This is a genomic window from Corynebacterium anserum (assembly GCF_014262665.1).
Lineage (GTDB): Bacteria > Actinomycetota > Actinomycetes > Mycobacteriales > Mycobacteriaceae > Corynebacterium > Corynebacterium anserum.
Window position 1 is genome coordinate 355,195 of the sequence record NZ_CP046883.1, and the last position, 25,349, is coordinate 380,543.

22 protein-coding genes and 1 pseudogene are annotated in these 25,349 nt (G+C 54.6%); 17 read left to right on the forward strand and 6 right to left on the reverse strand.

All coding sequences use genetic code 11. The features are described from left to right. The first annotated feature begins 8 nt into the window (after nt 1-8). The 16 genes and pseudogenes from hpt to panD all read left to right on the forward strand — a co-directional run bounded on the left by hpt (nt 9) and on the right by panD (nt 16,589). Entirely contained in the window at nt 9-590 is a 582-nt protein-coding gene (gene hpt, locus GP473_RS01370) for a hypoxanthine phosphoribosyltransferase (protein ID WP_185769554.1), read from the forward strand. Nucleotides 591-659: 69 nt separating this feature from the next. Next, complete coding sequence (ftsH, locus tag GP473_RS01375; protein WP_186277020.1) at nt 660-3,311, forward strand: ATP-dependent zinc metalloprotease FtsH; 2,652 nt, start codon at nt 660-662, stop codon at nt 3,309-3,311. Further along, on the forward strand, nt 3,308-3,889 hold the full coding sequence (folE, locus tag GP473_RS01380) for a GTP cyclohydrolase I FolE (protein ID WP_185769489.1): 582 nt from the start codon (nt 3,308-3,310) through the stop codon (nt 3,887-3,889). The genes ftsH and folE overlap by 4 nt, the downstream gene beginning before the upstream one ends. 16 nt (nt 3,890-3,905) lie before the next feature. Then, nucleotides 3,906-4,847, forward strand: coding sequence for a dihydropteroate synthase (gene folP / locus GP473_RS01385; protein ID WP_246394834.1), 942 nt, complete (start codon nt 3,906-3,908; stop codon nt 4,845-4,847). A gap of 77 nt (nt 4,848-4,924) precedes the next feature. Further along, entirely contained in the window at nt 4,925-5,290 is a 366-nt protein-coding gene (gene folB, locus GP473_RS01390; protein WP_185769488.1) for a dihydroneopterin aldolase, read from the forward strand. Nucleotides 5,291-5,296: 6 nt separating this feature from the next. Continuing rightward, on the forward strand, nt 5,297-5,902 hold the full coding sequence (folK, locus tag GP473_RS01395) for a 2-amino-4-hydroxy-6-hydroxymethyldihydropteridine diphosphokinase (protein ID WP_185769487.1): 606 nt from the start codon (nt 5,297-5,299) through the stop codon (nt 5,900-5,902). Nucleotides 5,903-5,933: 31 nt separating this feature from the next. Further along, the gene (locus GP473_RS01400) at nt 5,934-6,416 is read left to right on the forward strand and encodes a DUF3180 domain-containing protein (RefSeq protein ID WP_186277021.1); all 483 of its coding nucleotides are present in this window, start codon (nt 5,934-5,936) and stop codon (nt 6,414-6,416) included. A 170-nt stretch (nt 6,417-6,586) separates the two neighbouring features. Next, nucleotides 6,587-7,654 (forward strand): DUF6779 domain-containing protein, encoded by a 1,068-nt coding sequence (locus GP473_RS01405; RefSeq protein ID WP_185769485.1) that lies wholly within the window; start codon nt 6,587-6,589, stop codon nt 7,652-7,654. Between the two features lie 135 nt (nt 7,655-7,789). Beyond that, on the forward strand, nt 7,790-8,719 hold the full coding sequence (locus GP473_RS01410; protein WP_313770401.1) for a Rossmann-like and DUF2520 domain-containing protein: 930 nt from the start codon (nt 7,790-7,792) through the stop codon (nt 8,717-8,719). A gap of 5 nt (nt 8,720-8,724) precedes the next feature. Further along, entirely contained in the window at nt 8,725-9,651 is a 927-nt protein-coding gene (gene panC / locus GP473_RS01415; RefSeq protein WP_185769483.1) for a pantoate--beta-alanine ligase, read from the forward strand. A 15-nt stretch (nt 9,652-9,666) separates the two neighbouring features. Further along, nucleotides 9,667-10,686, forward strand: a complete 1,020-nt coding sequence (locus GP473_RS01420; RefSeq protein ID WP_185769482.1) for an aldose 1-epimerase family protein — start codon at nt 9,667-9,669, stop codon at nt 10,684-10,686. A gap of 174 nt (nt 10,687-10,860) precedes the next feature. Continuing rightward, a pseudogene (locus GP473_RS01425) lies at nt 10,861-12,508 on the forward strand (sodium:solute symporter family protein). Nucleotides 12,509-12,612: 104 nt separating this feature from the next. Then, complete coding sequence (locus GP473_RS01430; RefSeq protein ID WP_185769552.1) at nt 12,613-12,870, forward strand: cell wall anchor protein; 258 nt, start codon at nt 12,613-12,615, stop codon at nt 12,868-12,870. A gap of 162 nt (nt 12,871-13,032) precedes the next feature. Further along, entirely contained in the window at nt 13,033-14,166 is a 1,134-nt protein-coding gene (galT, locus tag GP473_RS01435; protein WP_185769480.1) for a galactose-1-phosphate uridylyltransferase, read from the forward strand. A gap of 131 nt (nt 14,167-14,297) precedes the next feature. After that, nucleotides 14,298-15,845 carry a galactokinase gene (gene galK / locus GP473_RS01440; protein WP_185769479.1) on the forward strand — a complete coding sequence of 516 codons (1,548 nt, stop codon included), beginning with the start codon at nt 14,298-14,300 and terminating at the stop codon, nt 15,843-15,845. A gap of 303 nt (nt 15,846-16,148) precedes the next feature. Further along, nucleotides 16,149-16,589: an aspartate 1-decarboxylase gene (gene panD / locus GP473_RS01445; RefSeq protein WP_186277022.1), complete on the forward strand. Its 441-nt coding sequence runs from the start codon at nt 16,149-16,151 to the stop codon at nt 16,587-16,589. 2,364 nt (nt 16,590-18,953) lie between these two features. Here panD and GP473_RS01460 read toward each other — a convergent pair. From GP473_RS01460 to GP473_RS01470, 3 genes are all read right to left on the reverse strand, one after another. Beyond that, nucleotides 18,954-19,787, reverse strand: coding sequence for a hypothetical protein (locus GP473_RS01460; protein ID WP_186277024.1), 834 nt, complete (start codon nt 19,785-19,787; stop codon nt 18,954-18,956). A 68-nt stretch (nt 19,788-19,855) separates the two neighbouring features. Continuing rightward, the gene (locus GP473_RS01465) at nt 19,856-21,163 is read right to left on the reverse strand and encodes an Eco57I restriction-modification methylase domain-containing protein (RefSeq protein ID WP_186277025.1); all 1,308 of its coding nucleotides are present in this window, start codon (nt 21,161-21,163) and stop codon (nt 19,856-19,858) included. A 47-nt stretch (nt 21,164-21,210) separates the two neighbouring features. After that, entirely contained in the window at nt 21,211-21,897 is a 687-nt protein-coding gene (locus tag GP473_RS01470; RefSeq protein ID WP_222104958.1) for a hypothetical protein, read from the reverse strand. Nucleotides 21,898-22,213: 316 nt separating this feature from the next. Here GP473_RS01470 and GP473_RS01475 point away from each other — a divergent pair, with 316 nt between their 5' ends. After that, nucleotides 22,214-22,633: a hypothetical protein gene (locus GP473_RS01475; RefSeq protein ID WP_185769472.1), complete on the forward strand. Its 420-nt coding sequence runs from the start codon at nt 22,214-22,216 to the stop codon at nt 22,631-22,633. Nucleotides 22,634-22,871: 238 nt separating this feature from the next. Here GP473_RS01475 and GP473_RS01480 read toward each other — a convergent pair whose 3' ends face one another. The 3 genes from GP473_RS01480 to GP473_RS01490 form a co-directional block, all read right to left on the reverse strand. Beyond that, entirely contained in the window at nt 22,872-23,048 is a 177-nt protein-coding gene (locus GP473_RS01480) for a hypothetical protein (RefSeq protein WP_185769471.1), read from the reverse strand. A 179-nt stretch (nt 23,049-23,227) separates the two neighbouring features. Beyond that, complete coding sequence (locus GP473_RS01485; protein ID WP_186277026.1) at nt 23,228-24,685, reverse strand: LGFP repeat-containing protein; 1,458 nt, start codon at nt 24,683-24,685, stop codon at nt 23,228-23,230. Nucleotides 24,686-25,027: 342 nt separating this feature from the next. After that, the gene (locus tag GP473_RS01490) at nt 25,028-25,342 is read right to left on the reverse strand and encodes a hypothetical protein (RefSeq protein ID WP_185769469.1); all 315 of its coding nucleotides are present in this window, start codon (nt 25,340-25,342) and stop codon (nt 25,028-25,030) included. Nucleotides 25,343-25,349: the final 7 nt, after the last annotated feature.

Here is a 25,349-nt window from a genome sequence, read left to right on the forward strand (position 1 = left end):
ACGACAATATGCACAGTGCGAAGAACTTCGAAGTTCCAGTCAATCGCTACGGCGATGACCTGGAAAGCGTCCTCATCACTGAGGATGAGCTGCGCACCCGTATCCAGGAATTGGCGGACGCCACATCAAAGCGCTTTCATGATGAAGAAGATGACCTGATTCTGGTGTGCGTGCTCAAGGGCGCTGCCTTCTTCATCACGGACTTTGCTCGAGCCATGTCAGTGCCAACACAACTGGAGTTCATGGCAGTATCTTCCTACGGAAACTCCACCAGTTCTTCAGGTGTGGTTCGTATCCTTAAGGACTTGGATCGCGATATTAAGGATCGAAACGTGGTCATTGTCGAGGACATCATTGACTCCGGTTTAACACTGTCTTGGTTGCTGAAGAATCTCCAAAACCGTGGTCCGCGCAGTTTGTCCGTTGTGACTCTGCTGCGTAAACCGGAGGCAGTCAAGGTGCAGATCGACCTTGCAGAGATCGGCTTCGATATTCCCAATGAATTCGTCGTGGGATACGGTTTGGACTTTGCGGAGCGCTATCGCGATCTACCATTCGTCGGTACGTTGCACCCACGGGTCTACGAATAAGAACGACATCTTGTCTGGGAAGGATTAACACCCAGATAGGCCTACACACATTTAAAAACGACAGGAACTATGGATAAGAAGAAAGTGCTGAGGATCGCCGCTATTGTGGCGGCCGTTCTCATTGCCATCTACACCTTTTCTGTTCTCACCGATAAGACGCGCGGCTACGAGGAAGTTCCCACCTCTGTAGCGATGCAGCAGCTGAACGACAAGAACGTCGATAAGGTGCAGATCAACGATCGTGAACAGCAAATCCAAGCTACGCTGAAGAACCCGATCGAGGTCGATGGCAAGGAAGGCATCGAGCAGATCATCGCCAGCTATCCGAACCGCGCCAGCGGTGACATTTTCAACGCGGTTAAGGCCAGCGATGCTACAGACTTTGATACCAAGGTCACGCACGACTCCATCCTGGGTTCTCTGCTCGTGAGCCTCGTGCCGATGCTCTTGATCTTCGGCTTGCTCATGTTCCTCCTCAGCCGGATGCAGGGCGGCGGGGGCATGAACGCCTTCGGCATGGGCAAGTCCCGCCATAAGGAGCTCAACAAAGATAACCCGGAGAACACCTTCGATGATGTTGCCGGTGCTGACGAGGCAGTTGAGGAACTTGATGAAATCCGGGATTTTCTGTCGGACCCTTCCCGGTACGAGAAACTAGGTGCGAAGATCCCTCGAGGCGTGTTGCTCTATGGCCCTCCGGGTACGGGCAAAACTTTATTAGCACGCGCCGTCGCGGGTGAGGCCGGTGTACCGTTCTACTCCATCTCGGGTTCCGATTTTGTGGAAATGTTCGTCGGCGTGGGTGCATCCCGTGTGCGTGACCTGTTTAAACAAGCGAAGGAGAACTCTCCGTGCATCATCTTCGTCGATGAGATTGATGCGGTGGGGCGTCAGCGCGGTTCCGGCATGGGCGGCGGTCATGATGAGCGCGAACAAACTCTCAACCAACTGCTTGTGGAAATGGATGGCTTCGGCGACCGCGAAGGCGTGATCCTCATGGCTGCGACTAACCGTCCCGACATTTTGGATCCAGCTTTGTTGCGCCCGGGCCGTTTTGACCGTCAGATCCCGGTGACGAACCCGGATTTGACTGGGCGCGAGCAGATCTTGCGAGTGCATGCCAAGGGCAAGCCGTTGGCCGATGATGTGGATCTCAAATCTTTGGCTAAGCGCACCGCAGGAATGTCTGGTGCGGATCTGGAAAACGTGCTCAATGAGGCAGCTCTCTTGACTGCCCGTGTGGACGGCAACGTTATTACCGGCGACGCACTGGAGGAAGCCACCGATCGCGTGATTGGCGGGCCGCGCCGATCCACCAAGATCATCTCCGAGACGGAGAAGAAGATTACTGCCTATCACGAAGGCGGTCACACCTTGGCGGCATGGGCTCTGAAGGATATTGATCGGGTCTACAAGGTCACTATTTTGGCTCGTGGCCGTACGGGCGGTCATGCGATGACTGCTCCGGAAGATGATAAAGGGATGTATAACCGCTCTGAGCTGTTTGCACGCTTGGTCTTCGCGATGGGTGGTCGTGCCGCTGAGGAGTTGGTTTTTGGTAACCCGACCACGGGCGCTTCTGCTGATATTGAGATGGCCACCAATACGGCTCGTTCCATGGTGATGGAACTGGGCATGAGCCCAAAGATCGGTGCTGTGAAGTATGGCATTGATAACGGTGACCCGTTCCGTTCCCAAGGCAGCAGTGGCTCCGAGTCCAAACCTTCGCCTGAAGTAGCTGCGGTTATCGACAATGAAGTACGCATGCTCATGGATAAGGCACAGACCATCGCTTATGAGATTTTGCGCGATAACCGGGAATACCTGGATAAGTTGGCGGAGAAACTGCTGGAGAAGGAGACGCTGCGTCGTCCGGACCTGGAAGCCATTTTTGATGGAATTGAGATCCGTGAAATCACTGACATCTTCCCAATGCAGGATGTGGCTCGTCCGAAGGACTTCCGTGAACCTGTGAAAACCCCGAATGAGCTAGCGAAAGAGCGTGGGGAGGAGCCTCCGAAGCGTAACGACTTTTTCTCTGCTGCGCGCAAAGCTCGTATTGAGCGACGCAAAGCTGCGCAGGAAAAGCAACTCCGTGAAGCCCGTGAGAAGGACAAGCAGCATGTGGGTGCGCATGCCGGTGCACAGAATACTCTTCCGGATAAGCCGGGCCATGACCATTTATGGGGTGGACGTGACTACGGAACCGGCTCTCCGAACAAGAGTGGCACTCCGAGCAGGGGTGGTGCACCAGGCAGCGACGCCCCACACCACAATGTGTCGCCCAATGGTGGCATAAAGCAAGAGGAACAGCGCGGTTTCCGTCTGCCAGATCACGAACAACCGGATCACCCGTGGACCACTGACGATGCGCCGACACGGCAGATCCCTAGCGTTCCCGATAAGCCCGCTGAGCAGCCTGAGAACCATCGCGGTACGGCGGACAATGATCACGGTAAGCATGCTAAGAACCCGCAGCAGAGTTTCCCCTGGGAACAGCCAGTGGATAAGCCTGCAGGTGATGAGTCCGCGTCATCTCTAAAAACAGAGGGAGGCGAAATCGGACAAGAACGCGGGGCTTCCCGTGGTGATAGTGGTGACGGTACCTACCGTGGTAGCTTGCGCAGTGGCCAGGCCATCAATGAAGGCGGCAAGCACACCGAGGGGCGTGGCCAGAGCATTGATGAACACACCAATCACAACGAGGGCGAGCAGAAGTGACCGACCGGCGAGAATTTGACCAGCAGCGCGCAGAAGCCGCCGTTCGCGAGCTCCTCCTGGCTGTTGGAGAGGACCCCGACCGCGAAGGGTTGGTGGAGACTCCGGCACGTGTGGCACGCGCGTACAAAGAGATGTTCTCCGGCTTGCACACAGATCCTACCGAGGTGCTGAGTAAAACCTTCAATGAGGATCATCGCGAATTGGTTCTCGTCCGCGACATCCAATTTTACTCCACCTGTGAGCATCACCTCGTGCCATTTTTCGGCACCGCGCACATCGGTTATATTCCTGGACGGGATGGAAAAGTGACCGGACTTTCCAAGTTGGCGCGCCTGATCGACGGGTTGGCAAAACGTCCGCAGGTGCAAGAACGCCTTACCAGCCAGGTGGCCGATGCGCTGATGGAACGCCTGGAGCCAGCTGGGGCGATCGTCGTGGTTGAAGCTGAACACATGTGCATGGCCATGCGAGGGATCCGTAAGCCGGGCGCTAACACTGTGACGTCGGCTGTACGCGGAATCTTCCAGACAAATGCTTCCTCCCGTGCAGAGGCCATGGCACTCATCCGCGGGAAATAGTCTGGAATCTAAATCTATGCAGAATCCACAGCCACGCGCCCAGCAGCCCACACAGGTGATGGGAATCCTCAACGTCACTGATGATTCCTTCTCTGACGGGGGAAAATACCCGGATACCCCCACTGCTGTGGCTCATGCCGTGACAATGGTGGGCGAGGGGGCGGACATCATCGATATCGGTGGGGAATCAACTCGTCCGGGTGCAACTCGTGTAGAGGTGGAGCAGGAGATGGCACGCGTAGTGCCGGTGATTCACGAGCTCAATAGCCGGGGGATCGTGACGAGTGTGGACACCATGCGAGCTTCCACCGCCGCGGCGGGAATTGATGCCGGTGCCAGCATTATCAACGACGTGTCTGGCGGTCTTGCGGATAATAGGATGCTTGCCGTTGCGGCTGATACTGGGGCGAAACTGTGCCTGATGCACTGGAATGCCAAACAGTTTCAAGGTGCAGAGGGATATCGGGATCATGGCCAGAATATTGTGGCGCATGTGAAGGAATGGTTACTGCGTCGAGTGGATGCAGCCCTCAGCGCCGGCGTGGAACATGGCAAAATCATCCTGGACCCGGGCATCGGTTTTGCTAAGTCCCCGCAGGACAATTGGGCACTGCTGCACGCCACAGGCGAGTTCGTGGAACTGGGATTACCGGTTCTCATTGGCGTTTCGCGCAAGCGTTTTCTTACAGCATTGCGGCCCAATCCTGATGGAACACCAGGTATTCCAGAGTCTGCTGATGATGCCACAGCCGCCGTATCTGCTCTCTCTGCTGCGGCGGGTGCATGGGGCGTACGAGTGCATAGTGTGGCTCCTTCACGGGCGGCAGTGGATGTCGCTTATTCTTGGGCAATGGGCACGGGTCCGGATGTGCCGGAAAGTTGGCGGGCGCGGCGTCGGGGTAATGCGACGGTGACTGGACACACCGGTGGTGATTCGCCAACAGACACCGCATCCTAGCCAGCGGATGACAAGGCGTGAGCAACAGGCGCCAAAACAGAGCCAACACATGCCAACACACAACGAGGAGTAGTACCGTGGCAGATCGCATCGAGCTCATTGGTTTGGAGGCCTACGGCTATCACGGGGTCTATGAGCACGAGAAGAAGGCCGGCCAGAAGTTCTTGGTCGATATGGTCGTCTGGACTGATTTTTCCGCGGCTGCAGCCTCCGATTCCATCGCGGACACCATCAGCTACGTAGATTTGGCTGACATCGCCGTTGAGTTGGTCAAAGGGCCGGGCAACGATCTGATCGAAACACTTGCCGCGAGCATTGCAGATCGGATTGTTGAGCTTAATGGAGTTCTCGCCACTGAAATCACTGTGCACAAACCCCAGGCTCCCATTGAGTATCCGTTTGCCGACGTGCGCGTGGTGGCTCGTCGCTCGTCGAAGGGGTGAAAGCCGATGACCCCTAGGTATCTTGCCGTCGTTGGTTTGGGGAGCAACATGGCCGGCAGCGCGGGGTGTGTTGAAGGACAGCTAGTCCGCGCATGTGAACAGATGGAGGCCGAAGGCACGGGACGTATTGTTCAACGCTCCCGCATGTTTGCTACCCCTCCGTGGGGTGGGGTGGAGCAGGAAGATTTCCGCAATGCGGTCATCGCCGTGGAGACCGCCTTGGATCCCTTGGCTTTCCTCCATGCTTGCCAGTCTATTGAACAGGCTGCTGAGCGGGTGCGTGAGCTACGTTGGGGGCCGAGGACTCTGGATGTGGATGTGCTTGCGATGTACCGTCTGTCTGAGTCAAGCGACGCCACGAGTGACCCCATCCCGGTGATCAGTGACGGACAATGGGGAGACGAGCTTATTATCCCCCACCCATATGCTCATCAGCGGGCCTTCGTGTTGGTGCCGTGGATGGACTTGGACTGTGCGAGCGATGCACGCTTCCCGCTTCATGGCCAGAGTGTGTCGTATTGGTTGGACACCGTACGGGAGGCCGATCCGAAGGAAGTTGAGGATGTCACTGCCGTGGAGGCATTGGCACTAGGCTGGGGAACACGATCATGAGGACTGGGGTACACGATCATGAGGACTCGCGATGAATGAAATGAAACCCACCCCTGTGGCTTCCCTGTGTTGGGCGGCTGTCATTGCTATGCCCATAGCGTGGATGGTGGTCTGGCGCTTTTATGGGGTGTTTCCGCGGATAGGAGTGGCTGGGAGCGTCTTGCTGTTCGTTGTGGCGATTGTGTGCGCGGTCGCTGGCGTCGTGATCAAGAAGAAGATAAACGATGGAGATATCGGCCATGATCGCAGCCAAATGAGCCCGGTGACTGTTGCGCAATGGATGGTGTTTGGGCAGTCAGTGGCATGGATCGGAGCGGTGCTGGGGGGAGTGTACGCGGGGATTGGTATCCACGTCATGCTTCATGTCGCGGAACTCAGTGCCGCTCAGGACGATGTGCCAGGTGTGCTGGCTGGGATCATTAGTGGAGTCAGTGCGGCAATAGCAGGGGCGTGGCTGGAACGTTCGTGTGTTGCTCCGCCTCTCGACCCGCCAATGGATGCTGTGGCGGGCTAGGAATGTAACGACGAGCTAGAGTCTGTTGTGTCTCTTGTTTCGGTGAACGTAAAGCACTGCGCCAGGTGAACGCGAGGGACTGTGCTCAAGGTGCAATTTCGAAATACTGAGCGGCATGAAGGGATGTTTCACTTCTCTCTTTTAACGGGGTAACAGGTAGGGTAGTGAGCATGAGTTTTCAGCCTCAACCGCAGCAATCGAAGTCCCGCCACAAGGATATGTCTCGGACTAATACCTCTAAGGAAGGTGGAATGTCCAAGCTGCTAATGGGCGGCCTCATTGTTTTGGCGTTGATCGCCAGCGTTTTGATGTTGTTCTTGGACTCTGAAGTGTGGCTGAAAATCGCCGTGATCGCTGCGCTATGGGCTGCTTTCCTAGGGGCTGTGCTGGTTAATCGCTACTCCAGCGCACTATCCGCAGAACGCGACCGCTCCCGCCAGCTGCAACGCACACATTCCGCAGAGCTGGCACGCGAAAAATCTCAGGCAAAAGAACGTGAGGCGCAGCTGAAATCCAGTTATGAGCAGCGTTTCCGGGATCAGCGGGACGAGCACATTGAGGCCTTACAGCAGGAGCTAGCCGCCATGCGGCAGCAATTATCCCTGTTGTCCGGTGGTAAATACGGTACCGAGGAGCAGACTTCGGTGCATGCCCGAGCGGAGCGCGTGCGTGAAATCGGCGGAGGTTCTGCGCGGAGCGCTCAACCAGCGGGTGCCACGGTGACTCCAAAGTCTGAGGCGCGGAAAGAAGAATCCCGTCAAGCGGGTGCGTCTTCATCCCAGCCAGCGGGTCGCAGTTCCGGCGGTCGCGCTCCCTCCTTCTCCACTGGTAGTTTCTCGGCCATCAAGTGGGATGGGCAGAACAAGGATGAAACCACAGAGCTGCCACTCGTCGTGGATACCACTGCGTTAGATGAGGATTCCTCTCGTCCAGCTTCTGAGCAGTCATCTCAGCAATCGTCTCAGCCTGCAGCTCGGTCTGGAGGATCTGCAAAGTCCAAAGGTGAGCGGCCCGCGTACACCCAGTTCGTTCCAGGTGGACAGCGGTCTAAGGAGGCTGCTGTGAACCATCACTCTGCACATCAGACTAAGGATGCGGCGAGTGGATATGTGGGCGGGCATCGCCGCAAGGATGAGGCGCACGAGGCTGATCAGCGCCGTGGTCGTCGTCGTGCAGACGAGGCTAATAACGGCCTGACCGTGGCAGAACTCATGGCTCGTTTCAAAAGGGGAGAGTAGGTGGGGAGACCCCGGGAATTGATCCACGCGAATTGGTCATGACTTTCCCGGGCTCAGCGCGCTACACCCCCGCGCCGGCTTTGATTTCCACACCTGAATTCGGTCTTTTTGTATGTTGGGGGAACTATGGATGTTATGCAGCAGCCACGATTGTCCGTGGGAATTATCAGCGCAGGTGCTGTGGGGACAGCTCTAGCCGAGAAATTTCTCCAGGCGGGGCATGTGGTGCATGGTGTGGTGGCGCCAAGCGATAGGTCGCGTAGACGCGCGGCGGAGCGTATTCCGCGGGTACCGGTCGTTTCTTTAGAGGACGCTGCTCAGGCCGCCCTCGTGATCATCGCGGTGCCGGATCCGCAGTTGGTAGAGGTCATTGATCAAGTGGCAGAGGTGACTCGGGATGGGCAGATTGTTGCCCATACGTCGGGAGCACACGGTTGTGCCGTGCTTCAACCGGTCACGGACACGGGAGCTATTCCATTGGCGCTGCATCCAGTCATGACCTTCGGAGGTTCCGAGGAGGACTGTGTCAATCTCACAGGGTGTGCCTGGGGTATCACCAGTGATTCGGAAGTAGGGCAGGCCGTTGCGGAGCTGTTGGTGGCCTCCCTGGACGGGGTGGCCATTTCTATTCCTGAGGATAAACGGGCTGCCTATCATGCCGCCGTGGCTTACGCAGCGAACTATGTGGTGACCTTGTTGTCCGACGCCCAGAGGATGCTCGATTACGTCCTCGCGGAGGGTACGGAAGGTGATGGAAAGAATTGTGGTAGCAGTTTTCCTCCTCCAATGAATAACCCGCATTCGGCCAGGTTGCTGCGTACGATTGTTCCTGCGGCAGTGAACAAAGCATTTGATCAGCGGATGTGTGGGATGACGGGGCCGGTTGCGCGCGATGATGCCCCAGCGGTCCTGAGGCATATCGATGCCTTGCGCGAGTTGGAGGACAACACTCACGGGATGAATTTCTCTGCGGCATACATTCCGATGGCGGAGCGTACGGCGCAGTTACTCCACTCTCTTGAGGTGGAGCGGGTGCTGGCAGAGTATACGAGGCGACTACGCTAACCCACATGGGAATCTCAGAATCTGGAACGTTCACCCGCGGTCAGGCCACAGTTTTTACGTCGATCGAGGAATTGGGTCAGCTGACCCGAGCAATGCGTAAGGCTGGCCGCCCCGTTGCGTTGGTCCCCACCATGGGGGCTTTACACGAAGGGCATCTTGCCTTGGTTAAGGCCGCGCATTCTATCCCAGGTGCACTGGTGGTAGTCAGTATTTTCGTCAATCCGTTGCAGTTCGCGGAGGGGGAAGATCTCGATGCTTATCCGCGCACGCTGGATGCTGATGTGGAGAAGTTGAAATCGGTCGGCGCAGATGCCGTTTTTGCCCCGAGCCCGCGCGAGATGTACCCGAATGGACCGCGAACCACTATTCATCCCGGTGAAGTTGGGCGCATTCTGGAAGGGGAGCACCGCCCTACGCATTTTGCGGGTGTGCTCACCGTGGTTAATAAACTTTTCCAAATTAGTCATTGTGATCATGCGTTTTTCGGCGAGAAGGACTACCAGCAGCTAATACTCATTCAGCAGATGGTGACGGATCTCAACATGGGCATCACTATTCATGGGGTGCCGATCGTCCGTCTACAGGATGGTTTGGCGCTGAGCTCGCGTAATCAGTACCTCTCCGATCAGGAGCGTGAAATTTCCTTAACGCTGTCCGCTGCATTAACCGCTGGGGCATTTGTGGCGGAGGAAGGCGCGGATAAGGTGCTGTCCATTGCCCGTGAGATCTTGGCGGCGTCGCCGGAGATTGAGGTGGATTATCTGGAGCTTAAGGGCGCTGATCTGGGTGAGGCACCGGAACGAGGTGAGGCGCGTTTGTTGGTGGCTGCGCGTGTGGGCTCTACCCGTTTGATTGACAATGTGTCCTTGCCATTGGGCATTGGATTTAAGAATATTGACGGGGAAGGTAACTCTGCCTCTCCTGTTCAATAGCAAAGAGGTGTCGCTATGATCGTCCCGGCCGGTGTGGAAAACACGCATGATTTCGTGGAATTGAGTGCCGGAGATTATCGCGCGAGTGTGTCTACGTTCGGCGGTGGTACGCGGATGTTGACGTACCGTGGCAGGTCTTTGCTCACTGGTTTTGAGGTAGGGCAGTTTCCACCTTTGTCTTCGGGGACGTTGTTAGCGCCTTGGCCGAACCGCACGGCTGAAGGTGTATTTTCCCATGATGGTGAGCTGTACAGCTTGGAGATCACCGAGCCTGGTCGAGCCACGGCGATTCACGGTTTTGTGGCGACGTCTGTGTGGGAAGTTGAGCAGCGTTCCGGCTCTGCTGTGGTTCTACGACTTAACTCCGAACGACGCCAGGGCTGGCCCTGGCCGTTGGAGATGCGCGTGCGGTGGTCTTTGGATGCTGCTACTGGTTTGCGTGCGGAGTTTTCTGTGGTGAATAGGGCGGATTCCAGTTGCCCCTTTGGATTGGGGTGGCACCCTTATCTTTCTGCCCATGGTGCTGCTTTGGAGGAATGCACTGTGTTTTTGCCAGTACGCACGAATCTCCCGTTGGATGGTGTGCGTAATCTTCCGGCTGGTCCGGAGATCCCGGCGGTGAAGATTCTGCCCACCGTAGACCAGGGTGTGCAGATGGCTGGGGTATGGCTGGATCATTGTTTTGGTGAAGTGGAGAGGACAGAGGGGAAGAGCGAGAAAAAGGGCTGTGAGGTGGCAAAGGGAGTCGATACAAATACAGGGGAGAGGCTCGGCGATGTTCCTCGTAGCACGGTGGTATTGACAAATGCTCAGGGGGATGGTGTGCAGTTGTGGGCTGATGAGCAGTTCGGTTGGTACCAGGTGTTTACGGCTGATCCGGCGCGGCGCGAAGGGTATCCCGGAGTTGGCCGTGCCTTGGCGGTGGAGCCTATGACATGTCCACCAAACGCTCTGCGCTCAGGTGTTGATTTATTGCGTCTCGACGCGGAAGAAGAGAGATATTTCACCTTCGGGGTTAGTAATTATTCAGCCTGAGCTGGAACGATAAAGAAGAAAAGGTGAAGCCGTCACCCCTGATAAGGCTTTGTTACTGTCTCAAACACATTTACAGGTTTAAGCTAAAATCTGAAAAGTTTTCCATGATAAGGAAAAATAGAGTTTCCCTCGGGACGACTCTCCCGAGAGATGTGTTTTGGGAGGTACCCAGTCATGACTGGTTTGCGCCTGGACGCGTCGTGGGTTGACTATGCATTGGTTGCCATCTACTTCGCGTTCGTCTTGGGAATCGGTTGGGCGGCAAAGTCCAAAGTTTCCAGTTCTATTGACTTCTTCCTGTCCGGCCGTTCGTTGCCTGCATGGGTTACCGGCTTGGCATTTATCTCAGCCAACCTGGGCGCGGTAGAGATTGTTGGCCACTCGGCAAATGGTGTGCAGTACGGATTTGAGACCATGCACTATTTCTGGATCGGTGCGATCCCAGCCATGGTCTTCCTCGGCATCGTGATGATGCCTTTCTACTACGGCTCTAAAGTGCGTTCCGTGCCCGAGTTCATGCGTCGACGCTTCGGCAACGGAGCGCACCTCGTCAACGGTGTGTCCTTCGCTGTGGCTCAGCTGCTCATCGCAGGTGTCAACCTATTGCTCCTTGCTAAAGTGGTGAACTCCCTTCTAGGGTGGCCGCTTTGGGTCACCTTGATTGTCGCCGCTGTGATCGTGCTGTCCTATATCACTCTCGGCGGTTTATCCGCCGCGATCTACAACGAGGTATTGCAGTTCTTCGTGATCATCGCGGCATTGCTTCCTCTCACCATGATCGGCCTGCACAATGTAGGTGGTTGGGCAGGACTCAAGACACAGGTTGTGGAGAGTCACTTCCATACCTGGCCGGGGACGGAGATCTCTGGTTTCGAAAATCCGGTAGTGTCTGCCGTCGGGCTTGTATTCGGACTCGGCTTTGTTCTCTCCTTCGGTTACTGGACCACCAACTTCGTGGAGGTTCAGCGCTCTATGGCTGCAGACTCGTTGTCTTCAGCCCGGAAGACCCCAATCATTGGCGCTTTCCCGAAGATGTTTATTCCATTCTTGGTCGTCATCCCGGGCATGGTAGCGGGTGCCACTGTTACCCCAATCATGGATGGCTCCGCTGAGCCAAACGACGCCATTCTCTACCTCATGCGTGACTTGCTCCCTAATGGTCTGCTCGGTGTGGCTATCGCTGGCCTCCTGGCTGCGTTTATGGCTGGCATGGCTGCGAATATTTCCGCCTTCAACACCGTGTTCTCCTATGACATTTGGGAGGCATATGTTGTGAAGAACCGCGAAGACGAGTACTACCTGAAGGTCGGTCGCTTGGCCACCATCGTTGCCACCGTCATCGCTGTATTTACTGCGTTGCTTGCCTCGAACTTCGGCAACGTCATGGACTACCTCCAAACACTGTTCGGTTTCTTCAACGCTCCACTGTTCGCCACGTTCATTCTGGGCATGTTCTGGAAGCGTATGACCCCAACTGCCGGTTGGACAGGCTTGGTCGCGGGTACCGGCGTGGCGATCATCTACTGGGTGATCGCTACTTTCGGTGGTACGGACATTGGGTTCTTCAACCTTCCTGGTCAGGGCACGGCCTTCGTTGCAGCATTCCCTGGCCTTCGTGGTGGACATCATCGTTTCCATCATCGTTTCCCTGGTCACCAAGCCAAAGCCAGATCATGAGCTGGTGGGCTTTGTGAAGTCCGTGACCCCGAAGGAAAACCTCACCGATCAAGCAGAGGCATCCCTGCCATGGTTCCGCCGAACTGTTCCACTTGGCCTTTTGTGCCTGGCCATGGTTCTGGTTCTCAACATCGTGTTCGCCTAACTATTCGCCACTAGAAGGAGTGACCAACAATGAGCAAGAACACTCACGCACATACGGCGAATAATTCCGCCGCTCCTGCAAACGCCGCAGAAATCGCGGACAAGATGACCGAGAACAAGGAAGTCGGACATCGCTCCCACATGGCCGGAGCCTTCGATATTCGCAATGTTATCGGCGCGCTGATGGGCCTTTATGGGGTTGTGTTGTTGATCAGCTATCTCTTCCTTGACCCGGGGCAATCGTGGGAAGGTCTGCCCAAGCAAGCCTCGTATAACTTGTGGGCGGGGATCGCCATGGTTGTTGTGGCTGCCGTGTTCTTCATCTGGAGCAAGTTGGCTCCGGTGAAGATTGATGAAGACTAACGCGGCATACCGCTGCGTGACAGAATAACGCGGCATACCGCAGCGTGATCTGGGTTGACATTACCAACTGACAACAAGTGCCCCCGTTATTTCCATCCGGAGGCACTGAAGCGACGGTTCTTTGTTGTGCAACGCGCCGTCACCCTCAAGGAGCGATGAAAAGTGTCCGAGCATGCATTTCGTGTTACATCGACCACCCTCGCCGATGGTCGCGAGTTGCTCTATTTCGACGATGAGCCAGCTTACGTTTCGGGTGATTGCATCCGTGAGCTGCATGATTCGCGCAGGTTGCCGGAGGCCACGACTGAGTCTGAGATGCGTCAGGATCCTTTAACCGGTCAGTGGTATGTCTACGCTGCGCACCGGATGAACCGCACGTTTATGCCACCGGCTAATGAGAATCCACTGGCTCCGACAAAACCCGGTGAACTCCCCACCGAGATCCCAGCGGATGACTACAACGTGGTTGTTTTTGAAAACCGCTTCCCGTCGCTATCCATGCATATGGAGGTACCGGAGGGTTATGCCCGTGAAGTGGATGGGGAACCATTGTTCGGCCGTCGGCCTGCGCTGGGACGCTGCGAAGTGGTGTGCTTTACGCCGGATGTCACGCACTCTTTCAAGGATCTTCCTTATGAGCGCGCTCGTACGGTGGTTGAGGCGTGGGCGCATCGTACAGAGGCTCTGTCTGCACTGCCGGGCATTCGATATGTTTATCCTTTTGAGAACCGAGGTAAGGAAATTGGCGTCACACTGCAGCATCCGCACGGTCAGATCTATTCCTATCCTTTTCTCCCGCCGCGCGCCGCTGAGGTAGCTGAGCGCGCCGCGGCGTTTCGTGAAATGACGTCGAAGGACTTATTCGACGCCATCCTTGCCGCAGAGAAGGCTTCTGGTCGTCGCGTGTTGGTCGAGGGTGAGCATTTCACTGCCTTCGTGCCGGCGGCGGCGAAGTGGCCTGTGGAGGTCATGCTCATGGCTAATCGTGCGGTTCCAGATTTTGCCGCGCTCACCGATGAAGAAAAAGATGAGTTGACCCGCATTTATCTAGATTTGCTTGGTCGTATGGATCGTTTCTTTGACGGAGTTGAGCGTACGCCGTATATCGCGTCATGGAACCAAGCTCCGGTAGGTGAGGGGCGCGAGAATGGCCGTCTTTACCTGCAGTTATATTCCATGATGCGCAGTCCCGGCCGGATGAAGTTCCTTGCCGGCTCGGAGTCTGGCCAGGAGGCATGGATTTCCGATACCACTCCGGAGCGCATTGCTGATCGATTCCGGGAGATCGCCCCGTAGGGGCGAACAGCGTTATAGCACTCTAAGTGGACAGAGACGACAGAGAGGAGAGTAGTACGTACAGGGCGTAGCGAAGCGGATAGTACGCAGGGAAACGGCAGAAGAGGATACGGAAGGTAGGCCAGTAACGAATGACTGAGAATTCCCGCGAGAACGTCTCCCGCCCGGAGGTCGGCGACACAAAAGGTTCCCCACTAGGTAAACAGAATGCCACCACAGATGCTCCCGATTCTGCATCCGTGATAGTGGAACCCCAATGGATCAACACTCGTTCTGAAGAGCAGGGCGAGGCTGATGCGCGTGCGTTATTCGAGGAAGAGTTCGGGGACACCCCCGCCGGTGTCTGGTCGGCGCCAGGCCGCGTGAACCTCATTGGAGAACATGTTGACTACGCCTTGGGCATTTCTATCCCATTTGCGCTTACTCAGCGTACCTATGTCGCGGCTCGCTTGAATGGGACGGATACATACCGGGTGGTGTCGCGTTATGCCCCACATACGGGTGAACCGGCGCAGAATGTCCGTGTGGAGATCCCTACTGGCGATGTGGGTGTGGATGATGAAGGTAAAGGTCACCCGTCACATTGGGCTGGCTATGCGCTCGGCGCCATTTGGGCGGCAAGGGAGGCCGGAGTGATTCCTCCCCTCTCGGCGCCTGCGGTTACAGAGGTTGACGCATCCGCACATACTCGTACAGACAGTGCGTGCGCCACCGATACCGAGGGCGCCCCGGCTGAAGCTTCCGGTGTTGTTTCCGAAAGGAGCGCATTCTCCGCAGGGATAGATCTTGCCATCGTCTCCGATGTCCCAGTTGGTGCTGGCCTATCCAGTTCTGCGGCTCTGGAGTGTTCGTCGGCATTAGCAGCCTACGACTTGTGTGCCTCCACCTTTGCTCATGGTGCCACGGCCGAATTATCGGATGAGGTTCGTAAGGGTTTGATGGCGGCGTCGATTAGGGCGGAAAACGAGGTTGTTGGAGCCTCAACAGGTGGACTCGACCAGCGTATTTCATTGTTTGGCCGGGCGGGGCATGCGTTAGCTATAGATTTCCTCACCGATGAAGCAACCCACGTTCCATTTGATATTGCAGCCAGCGGCAAGGCGATTCTGATCATCAACACCAATGCCCCGCATCAGCTTAATGACGGACAATATGCGTCGCGTCGCGCGGTGATTGACGGAGTGACAGAGCACCTGGGTGTGCGATCTTTGCGTCAAGCAGAGGATGCCGTGGCGCGCAGTGCCGCATGGGCTGAGGCGAACGTGCCAGGCGGTGTGAACGCTACCGAGGCAGAGGTCTCAGCATGGACAGATACCGTTGCAAAGCGGGTGCGCCACGTCGTCACCGAGATTGAACGCACCGCCCGGGCTGCCGACATGCTGCGCCAAGGTGATCTGGGAGCCTTTGGGCGAGCAATGTGTGCTAGCCACGAGTCTCTGCGCGATGATTATGAAGTCACAGTCCCTGAACTTGACCTTGCGGTTGATACCGCGATGGCATGTGGAGCCATTGGTGCGCGGATGACCGGTGGTGGTTTTGGCGGTTCGGCAATTGCTCTGCTCGACGTAGCCCTGGTGGAACAAACCGCACAGGCTATTGCGCAGGCCTTCGCGCAGGCCGATTTCAACGCTCCTGAGTTTGTGGTGGCGACGCCAAGCGATGGAGCACACCGCCACTAGAACAGTAGGTTCACTAGAGCGCTAGAGAAGTGAGAGGAGCACGAGAGAAATAGGAGTGCTCAAACCCTAGATTAGGAGTGCTCAAACCCTAAAAACAGTAGGAGCTGGAGGAGTACTCGGAACCGAGCGTGAGTTTGCCCCGCCAAGATTTACTCCCGGTGACCAGCCACTTCGTTCACGGGAGTGGTTAGGCGCTCCTGCTGAAGTGTGCTTTGTATGTATTCAGCAGAGGTTGTGTGCTCGTACTGACGAGTGTTTTCACTGAATGGAATTTTATCGAAGGCGGGGGTAAGGTTTCTGTCCGTGTTGCGCACCATGCTGAAATCCAAGATCCACCGAGCCACCGTCACGCAGGCGGACCTGCACTACGTGGGCTCGTGCACTATTGACGCGGACCTGATGGAAGCTGCGGACATCCTCGAGGGGGAGCAGATTGACATCGTGGACATTAACAACGGCAACCGCCTGACCACCTACGCCATTACAGGTGATCGAGGTACCGGCGTCATCGGTATCAATGGTGCTGCTGCCCGGCTCATTAACCCAGGGGATCTGGTGATCATCATTGGATATGCCCACTACTCCGAAGAAGACCTCCGGGACTATCATCCGCGCGTTGTTTTTGTTGACGAGCACAACAAGAAACTCGAAGAAGGTGAAGACCCAGCTCATGCGCCGGCTGGTTCTGGTTTGCTCGACCCTCGGCACGTCGATCATTCCGTAGATCGAACTTCGGAGAGTTAGCCTCGGACCCTAGGCGTTGGTGGCTAGTTGGGGGAGATGCTCCCAACGTCCGTCTGCCGCGAGTGGTGATGACTATTCTGGCAGAACTACTTGGTGGTGACTCGGCCTTTGCACAGCAGTTGTCGGATTAGCCTTTTTGCCCTGGGGGATGACCCGAAAGCTTGTACGTCAATTTTGATGAGCTAGTTAGCTAAGGGGTCTCGGTGATGTTATTGAAGGAAGGACAGGTCTACGCGAAGGATTCGACGCCGGTGGCAAAGTTTGTGCTCGGGCTGTTGGGCTCGGTGGCAGAGTTTGGGCGTTTCACTATTTGCGAGCACCAGATTGCAGGAATTGTACGAGTAAAAACACGGCGGCTACAAGGAGTGTGAGAAAGCGCTGACGGCAGAGCGGGGAATAAACATGGGAATTGTTGAAATCCTATTGATTATCTTGAGCTTGTTCTGTGTGGTTGTTGTTCCTAGATTGCTTATTGCAATCATCTACATGCTTCGAGGTGACAGGAAGTATGACAATGGCGGCTTAGGAGAAAAAGGTCCAAGACGTCACTGAGTGTCTTGCAGTTTTCGAGAGATTGAGGTGCATTTTGTTCTCTGTCTCTCTACGCCCTAGCATCGGTAGAATAGGGACGTGAATTGGTGATCCCGGCAGGCTCCTTGGCTTGGCGGGGTTTTCCTTTTTCGAGCCGAAAAGTGAGGGGCATGATGGCGTCAAAAGACTACCGAACGGAAGATCAGAAAGTCGCCGCTGTGCGCGCATCAATGAGCATGGCCGGCTATACGATGACGCCTGAGGATGAGGAGCGAGGGCGACACATCCTGCGGAGCGAAATCAGCGGTGATGAAGCAGCCCTGCAGATCCTGGAGAAGCGAAGACTAGGAAACAGTGAACGTGCCCAGTTCCTCCGCGAGCGGATTGAGAACAGCTGTCGGGATCCTAGGCGTGGGTAGATACTGCCAGCTTGACTACTGCTTGCGCCCTTTGCTCTCCCTGACCTTCAATCCTTTCTTTTCCTTGGTCTGCTTGTAGTAGTCATCGAGGCGACACTCGTGAACTTTGACTCTGCGGAATTGACGTAGCTGTGTGGTAACTCCGTCCACTGGCTTTTGGTAGCCGAACGCGCATTTCTTTTTTGGTTGAGCGCCGCAACTGCGGCACTCGATCTTGGCTTGTGCTGACTTGTAAAAGTCCGAGAGTTGGGTGGCTTCTTTTTCTGAAATGTGCCAATGGCAGGACAGGTCTGAGGTTCTTTTCCCTGGCCAGTAGACGACCTTTGCTTTGCATTGACGGTCTTGCCCTCTGGCGCATGAGGCCTGTTTGTGCTGTTCTTTTTGGCTAGTTTCTCATTGAGGCGATTTGAGGTAGACCTCTTGGTTAATTGCCGCCTGTTCGGAGAAGGGTAAGCATTCTTGGTCGAATTCTCGTGCGATGCGCACGGTTGAGAGGAATGAAAGGGGGATTGTTGGGCCTCGCCAGAGTTTTCCCTTACGCGTTGTGGCGCTGACGGGCGGGTTATCCTTAACCTTCACCATCTGCTTTGCAGAGGAATCGATTGCTGGCGGAAATTCTTCTTGCATATTTTTAAGGATTAGCTCGTCATGGGGGACGACAACGAATTCTGGTTCCTCTCTGTTGTATGTGGCTAGTGCTGCGTTGGCTCTCTGGAGAGCGTCAACGAGAACGCACAGAGACTCCAATAGCCCAAGCTCTGCAATGGTGAGTTTGTGGAGATCCTTTCATCCTTCACTCGATGGGTTGGAGAGGATCTCGATAAGAATCTCCCTATCTTCGGGAGAGTACTGCATTTGTCCGCTGTAGGGGTTGACTGTGCCGGTCATGTGGTGCGCCGTTCTTCTATCCGATGATACTTATAGTCTGTAGTCTTATAGTCATCGTCATCTAACGATGAAGATGAAGAGGTGAAGAAAGACAACGCCCTTGCTCTGCAGGCAGAATTTGGAAGAAGGCTCAGACAGGCGAGGATGGCAAGGGGGGTTCTCGCAGGAGTCTTCGGCAGAAGCTGCCGGCTTGCATCGCACCTAAATTGGGTCAGCAGAGCGAGGCGAACGTAATGTTTCACTGCTGAATATCGTGCTCCTTGGATCGGTGTTGGAGGTTGATCCAGGAAGTTTTCTGACTGGCCTGCGCATAGAGCAGTAGGAGGCGCGGAGGGGGCTGCCGCGCGAATCTTCGATTCACTGGCCCGTAAATAGGTGATGACTCCTGCGGAGCCGCCATAGGGTTCGGGGGATCGGCGCTCAACGCTAGGAGTCATCGGTGAGGGGAGCATCAGAGGGCGGGGATCACGCCATGCCCCCTCCTGAAGCAGGATAAACGATAGCCTGTATCCACGCAGCGTAAAGATCACGCTCCATTGAGCAAAGCTTTCACAGCCGCATCCAGTTTTACTGAAACGTTAGCTAGAGACAGCTCATTTCGCACGATGGCGCGAACTTTTTTGAATTTGTAGTCTTTTGTATCTACTTGTGACGCGATCAGCTCAGCCTCTTCGGCTAAGGCAACGATCTCCTGATGAAGAGCATTTTTCGGCGAGTACTTCGGGATGGGTAAACGCCAAACATTTTTATCGAAGTCTCGAGTACCGAAGAGCCCTCTTGATTGATATATAGAGACCATTTTTGTGGTCACTGGAGCATTGAGAATAGCTGACAGAAAACGGGCTTCACTAATGCCGTTGGCGGGCATCCAATACAGCTTGTGATCAATAATCGTGTGCGGGGTGGAGATTCTGGCTGCGGCTAGAGTGTTTCCTGATTTTGAGTAAACAACACGATGTTTCACTGCGTTTAACTGCTTGGATAGCGTGTTTTGATAATCCAGCCTCTCCATGAGGGAGAGCTTGCTTTGCTTCGTTTTATTCTTTTCCCACAGGTCTGTTGCTTGCGACCACCAGGAGCGTAGGCCATCGTCGGCGTTATCAATCTGTTCATCAGTGAGAATCCGCTGATCATTGATAGGAAGCACAGCACGCCAAGGCTTAAGAAGCCGAAACGGGACAACTGTTGAGCCAAGGTGTACGTCGAAGATATAACGAGAAGGGAGCGTGGCGGACAGGCTGGAGAGATTCTTCCAAGGTTTCTTCTCGTCTCCCGTGCGGTACGAAACCACCGTGGAAGTCCCCTGTTTCTTTCCGAGTTTGGACTGCGGCTCAGCGTTTTCCGTTACGAAGAAAAGCACGCGAGGAACGATAGTAGCTCCTTGCGTAACAGAACCGTGGTAGATAGACCGGTCGACGTCCTCGTTGCTCACGACGATGTTCTTCTCCTCAGCGATGGTGAGCGCTTCCTTCGTTTCAGACCAACCAGATGTGTTTCGGAGACCAGAGAAGACCTTTTGGTCGACGGGAATCCATGAAGTGGCTGATCATCCAGATCGAGCGTGTATTTCGTATGCCTGGTGCCGAACACAACAGCAGAAGGAACGGGGAAGAACCCACGCGGACGCATGTTATCGAGATCCCATAGCTCAGTGAACTCGCCGCGCAGATTAGATCCCCACAGGCCCTTGCGGAACCCGTGATAAGCCTTACGGCTTAACACCGTCAGCGGTGTGACAAAACCAAATGTTCCACCATCCTCGAGGAATTTTGCGACGCTTCGTGCAATAAATAGTGCGACAAGATCTTGGTGGGTGGCGACTTCTCTGCCTTCCCACAGGTTGTATTTCTGCGCGAATGCCTTGTACTTCTGCTGAAGATCAAAAGTCATGTAGCGATAGGCAACCCATGGAGGATTGCCGATCAAGACATCTACACGGCGTCCTGGCATGGATAGCCATAGTGGGCGGACTTGGTTGCGGGCGTAAAAGCCCCAGATAGAGTCGCGTCCTTCGGCGTTGAGATCACACAGCACATTGAATGTCTCTTCCAGCATGGCGTATTCACTGTGTTGGGTGGTGATACCGAAACGTTTCAAGATTGGCTCGGCATCTGGGCGAGTTGCGGTTGGATCTGTGTGTTCCTTCGCCCTATCGGTCATTGCACTGACAAGCTGATCGAAGGTGTCTGTATCGTCCATTGAGTCAAGAGGAAACGCCAATGTGCGTGCGATAGAGAACAACGCTCCCTCATGTTCGATCGCAGCTAGATCGACACCATCGGTTTCAATTTTGATAACGCTGTTCTCGTGGTCACCTGGCTGATACCACTGCATTGAGTCACCTAGGTGAACAGGAACCCATAGGTCATCACGGTTTTGGAGATGTTTGCCGAGGGCGAGTAGGTAGGTCACCCTTGCGAGCATGACGGAGACCGGGTGAATATCGAGCCCAAAGACATGGTTCTGGACGTGTTCGACGATACGAGGGGAATCCCGGCCGGCTTCTTCGGCGGCATTCGTAATCCGTCGGATGGCTTGGAAGATGAATGTTCCTGAGCCGCAAGAGGGGTCAAGTGCGGACTGGGACAGAGGGTCGGTGAGAACTTGTTGTGTGATGCCTTCAGCGAGCCAGTCTGGCGTGTAGTACTCACCCATGCCCTTGCGCACATCGGCGTTGATGACAGACTCGTAGAGGATCTTTAATGCGTCATGTTCAATGTCCGTCCAAGAGAACATTCCGATTCGTCGCACTGTACGGGTGAGTAGTTTTCGCCCCTCATCTGTCAGGAGAATCCAGTCGAAAAACCTGACTCGATGACGTTGTAGATGCCAGCCCATCGGAATTCTTCACCGTTTAGTAGCCATTCGGGATCCTGCAGAAGATCTTCCAGAGACAGTCCCATGACCGCGTGGCCAATGGCTGAGGCTTCCAACACAAGGAGTGTGTGATCGATGAACAACTTGTCGTCGTCGAACCCGGTGCCAAGCACGCTGCGCAGAAGTCGTGCCCATAGGTCGCGCTTCAAAGCCACCATAGGCTCATTGCGTACTTGTTTGTAGAGAGATAGAAGATAGGCAACATCTTGTTCATAGGCGGGAGACGAAGCGCCGAGTAGATTCTCGATGTTGCGCTGGGTTGGCTTTACATTATGGCGTGTAGCAAGCACAGCCTGGAGCCACTCGATGAGATCAATTCCTTTGCTAAGTGTGGTGAGCTCAAAGCTCGATCGCCGGGTGAACTGATTATCGGAGGGGGAAGTTTCAAAGAGCCACCAGTTGCGTCCATCGGTGAGGATGCCGTTGTAGCGTGAGCCGTCTTGCTGCATGCGTGTGTGGACATAACCGGCAAGTTGATTGATGTACTCAGCGTCTGCCTGCTCGTTAGTGAGTCTCTTCTTTACTTCAATAACAGTCGCGCCAGCCGCAATGTCGATGCGTCGACGGGAACCATCGGCAAGCTGTTCCTCCAAGCGAGGCGCTTCAAGGTTGAAGTCGTCCGAGGTAAGCAACAGCTTGATGTCGGATTGAATGTCTGCTTCGGTACGTCCTGTTTCTCCAGGGGTGGAGAGCCGCGTTAACAGTGCATTGTCTGCTTTTATAGTGATTCCCTTCCGAAATTTTATTGGTTATCCCATTGATCTAGCCATGAAGACAGGCGAAACGCTCCGCAAAGAATGGTCTCTCACTAAAGTGAGAAACACACATCGCTTCGCCCAGCGCTGGCCCGAGTAGCACGACAGATGCAAGCAGCAAAAACACTGGCGCCAGTATGCGACAGAACGCCGTGTGTCGAAGTGGTTGCGTGATGGTGATGTGGTGCTGACCCGTCGTAATGATTATGAGTTGGTCACTGCTACCGGTGAGCCGGTGCGTAATGGTCAGCGTTGGGTATTGCTCGTGAAGAGTTGGTCACGGCTGAGCAGTGGAAGCAGCAGATCGATTAGTATGAGCAGGTGCAGGGGGCAGAAGGATGCCATCGAGCAACAGGATCGTATCAAATCCGGCTATCACGGCCTGTCGGATCCCGAGCGTGAGCAGGCGGCGCCGGTGTTCGCTGAGTTGGAGGGTGCCGGTGTGTGGATTGACTTTGCTGAGCGGCGGCAGGGCAGGGTGTCCTCCCCACTGCCCCACCATCGGCGGCCGATGTGTACGCGGGTGCTCCGTATGGACAGTCCGCTGGTGCTGGTGTCTTCCCGCACGGGATAGAGGAACAACTCGGAGCTGTAGCTGACAAACGCGGAGCGGAGACCAACTCCCCTATCCCAGATGTCGGTCAGGCCAACTGCCTGGAACAGAGTACGGATGACGGTCTGGGGTTGTAGCCCTAAGTATCGAATCGGAACCACAGAAGGCTTGCTCAGAAGTCACCAAGCTGGGTAACAATAGACTAGTTTCATCAACCTGTCCACTAGGTATGGATAGTCAATATCGTTACTGATTAGCGTTACGCGGTGTAATCGCTAGGAGTATTAGGAACTCGGGTATCGCGTTCGTCAGGAAGAAGGTACGACGTAACGAGCGCGATAGTTTGGAAACCAATAAAGAAGAATATTGCCCAAGCGCCATCCTTCAGCCCTTCATCGAAGATGACAAGAAGTACAGACAAAGCGAGCGTAGTCAAAATGGATACCCTCAAAAAGTTCTTCGGCGATATGCGCTTACTATCGCGGCTAAACCTAACGAGAGCATAGTTTATTGCTACGAGCACGAAAGAAAAAATGACTCCGAGTGCAATTCCAGGAAAAGCTGTCATTGCTTTCTAACCTCAAACTTCAATCTAAACTTTGCCGCACCCACAGGTTATAGCTTTTCTTTTAGTGTTTCGTCGACAATATGCTGAGGGATGATGTTCGGCACATTTTTACCATCAAGCGGAATCAATGGAACTGACGTTGGTACCCAAGCCAACTCTTCATCCGAGAGATTGACAACAGGTGAATCTAGACCTATATCGTCGTTAAGTATCATAGACCTCGTTTGTGCAGCTCCTACAGATTTATCTGCTGTGAGATAATCTGTCCCTGCGTTGTTGAGTCGTGAATTTAAATTGCGAGAGAACTTTCCCCAAGAATAGCGAGCCAAAGTTTCTGAGTTAAGAGGTCCGGTCATGCTTGCTCCCGTTGCTGGTCCCCAAGCTGTAACGATTAGATAAACATTATTTTTTGTCGGGTCGCTAGTCCCTGGGCGAGACACAAAACGAAAACTAATTGTTCGTCCAGCACCTTCGGGATGCCCTTCCAGTGATTTAAAGCTGAATCCATCGGCTGCAATCGACGTGACCTCTATCGGCGCAGAGCCTATCGCGGGATTAGCGATGGTATTAAGACCACAGTAATCTCCGACTCGGATTTTCTGCCCGCATCCTTTGAACGTAAAGTAAGCATCAAAATGTTCAGTGACCTCGCGGGCTACAGATTGGGGGGTCCACCGCTCATCCTGAGCAATAACAGGAAATTGCATCTGGTATCCATCCCAATCGGTGTGGTCACCGGTTGGAAGGCGCTGCGATGTAGGCTCCACCCATTGGATGTCTAGGTTCTGAAAATCTTGATGTATGCCACCATCCACAGCATATTCCTCATTTATTGGGTATCCATGCGAGCCGGTTTCCCATCCTCTTGATGCCCAATAGTCACGAATGCGGCCTTTCACAACCTGCGGACCGGTATTAGGAGTCCAATAGATGGATCCATTCTGGAAGTGATTGAACCTTCCCACGCCGTCTGGAGTAGAAGACTCGCTTGTCGTCGGATAACCTAGCTTGCCAGTTTCCCAACCTTGGTTGGCCCACCGATCCTTAATTCGCCCCTTTACTACTTGGGCATCGGTGCTTGGAGTCCAATAGATTGATCCCTCCTCGAAATGATTGAACCGTCCAATCTGGTCAGGTGTGGTGAGCTCATCAGTTGTCGGGTATCGCAGGGAACCATTTTCCCAACCCCAATCACGCCACCGATCACGGATACTTCCTTTGACTTGGCGCGCGACACCATTGCTGACGTTAGGGTGCCAGTAGATCGAGGATGCCTGTTCGAAGACTTGGAACTTTCCTCCTCGGCCTGCGTTGCTTTCCGGTGTGATCGCATTGCCAAAAGTTCGGTATCCACCTAGTCGTTTATAGGTTTCCAGGATGCGGCCTTGCACGGTCTCGCCGTGCCGTTCAGATGCAGCTGAAGCCGATGAGACTAAGGCTGGGGTGGTGGTGAGTACTGTGCATGTGCTGATGGTCGCTGCAACGCGACGAAAAAAAGGCTTCATTTTGAAGTTCCTCGAGTGGTGAATGGTGTGGTTGGCTCCGATTCTTTCAGAAGTGAAACTCTTTTTCAAGATTTTGGAAAGTAATATAGGTCGTACCCTTCGTGCCTGACGTCTTGGTCGACGGCAGAGTTAATCCCTCTCCTTCCCTATGCTGACCTCGTGGGGATCTTGCCTCTTCGAGAGGAGGCAAGTGTATCGGGGTTGGTACGACTAGCCATATGGTCATATAGCCGTATGGCCTTATTTGAAGTGGAGTTCATCGCTGTGACCCGCTTCCTCCTGTAACCATTTCGTCGCCCATTCTTTAAATAGTTTCGAAATGCTCGTCTTCTGAAGGAACGCTTATTCCTTCAGAGGTTCCACAAAGCGTTCGTCATCAACGTAAAGCCTGAGTATTGTGGCCTTAGGCTCGGCGGAAGGAAACATCTTGTTGGATGGTGTGGTGGTTTCCTGAGAGGAAGACTCCATTGCGGGAGCGTTTTTCGACGTAAGTGCTTTTAATTTGGTATGAGAATGAGGGACGCTATGGAGATGGCCGCGTCGATGATGTCGTTGTCCCCCAGGTGGTATGTCGATAAGGATGAAGTCGGCCTTGGCGTCTGGTTTAGCTTGCAGACCATCCGAACCAACGAGAACGTCCGTCAACAACTCAGTCACCAAGCTC

Coding starts and splice junctions, on each gene's coding strand:
- hpt (WP_185769554.1), top strand. CDS start 9: ATGCACAGTGCGAAGAACTTCGAAGTTCCAGTCAATCGCTACGGCGAT.
- ftsH (WP_186277020.1), top strand. CDS start 660: ATGGATAAGAAGAAAGTGCTGAGGATCGCCGCTATTGTGGCGGCCGTT.
- folP (WP_246394834.1), top strand. CDS start 3,906: ATGCAGAATCCACAGCCACGCGCCCAGCAGCCCACACAGGTGATGGGA.
- folK (WP_185769487.1), top strand. CDS start 5,297: ATGACCCCTAGGTATCTTGCCGTCGTTGGTTTGGGGAGCAACATGGCC.
- GP473_RS01400 (WP_186277021.1), top strand. CDS start 5,934: ATGAATGAAATGAAACCCACCCCTGTGGCTTCCCTGTGTTGGGCGGCT.
- GP473_RS01405 (WP_185769485.1), top strand. CDS start 6,587: ATGAGTTTTCAGCCTCAACCGCAGCAATCGAAGTCCCGCCACAAGGAT.
- GP473_RS01410 (WP_313770401.1), top strand. CDS start 7,790: ATGCAGCAGCCACGATTGTCCGTGGGAATTATCAGCGCAGGTGCTGTG.
- panC (WP_185769483.1), top strand. CDS start 8,725: ATGGGAATCTCAGAATCTGGAACGTTCACCCGCGGTCAGGCCACAGTT.
- GP473_RS01420 (WP_185769482.1), top strand. CDS start 9,667: ATGATCGTCCCGGCCGGTGTGGAAAACACGCATGATTTCGTGGAATTG.
- GP473_RS01430 (WP_185769552.1), top strand. CDS start 12,613: ATGACCGAGAACAAGGAAGTCGGACATCGCTCCCACATGGCCGGAGCC.
- galK (WP_185769479.1), top strand. CDS start 14,298: ATGACTGAGAATTCCCGCGAGAACGTCTCCCGCCCGGAGGTCGGCGAC.
- GP473_RS01465 (WP_186277025.1), bottom strand. CDS start 21,163: ATGTTCTCTTGGACGGACATTGAACATGACGCATTAAAGATCCTCTAC.
- GP473_RS01485 (WP_186277026.1), bottom strand. CDS start 24,685: ATGAAGCCTTTTTTTCGTCGCGTTGCAGCGACCATCAGCACATGCACA.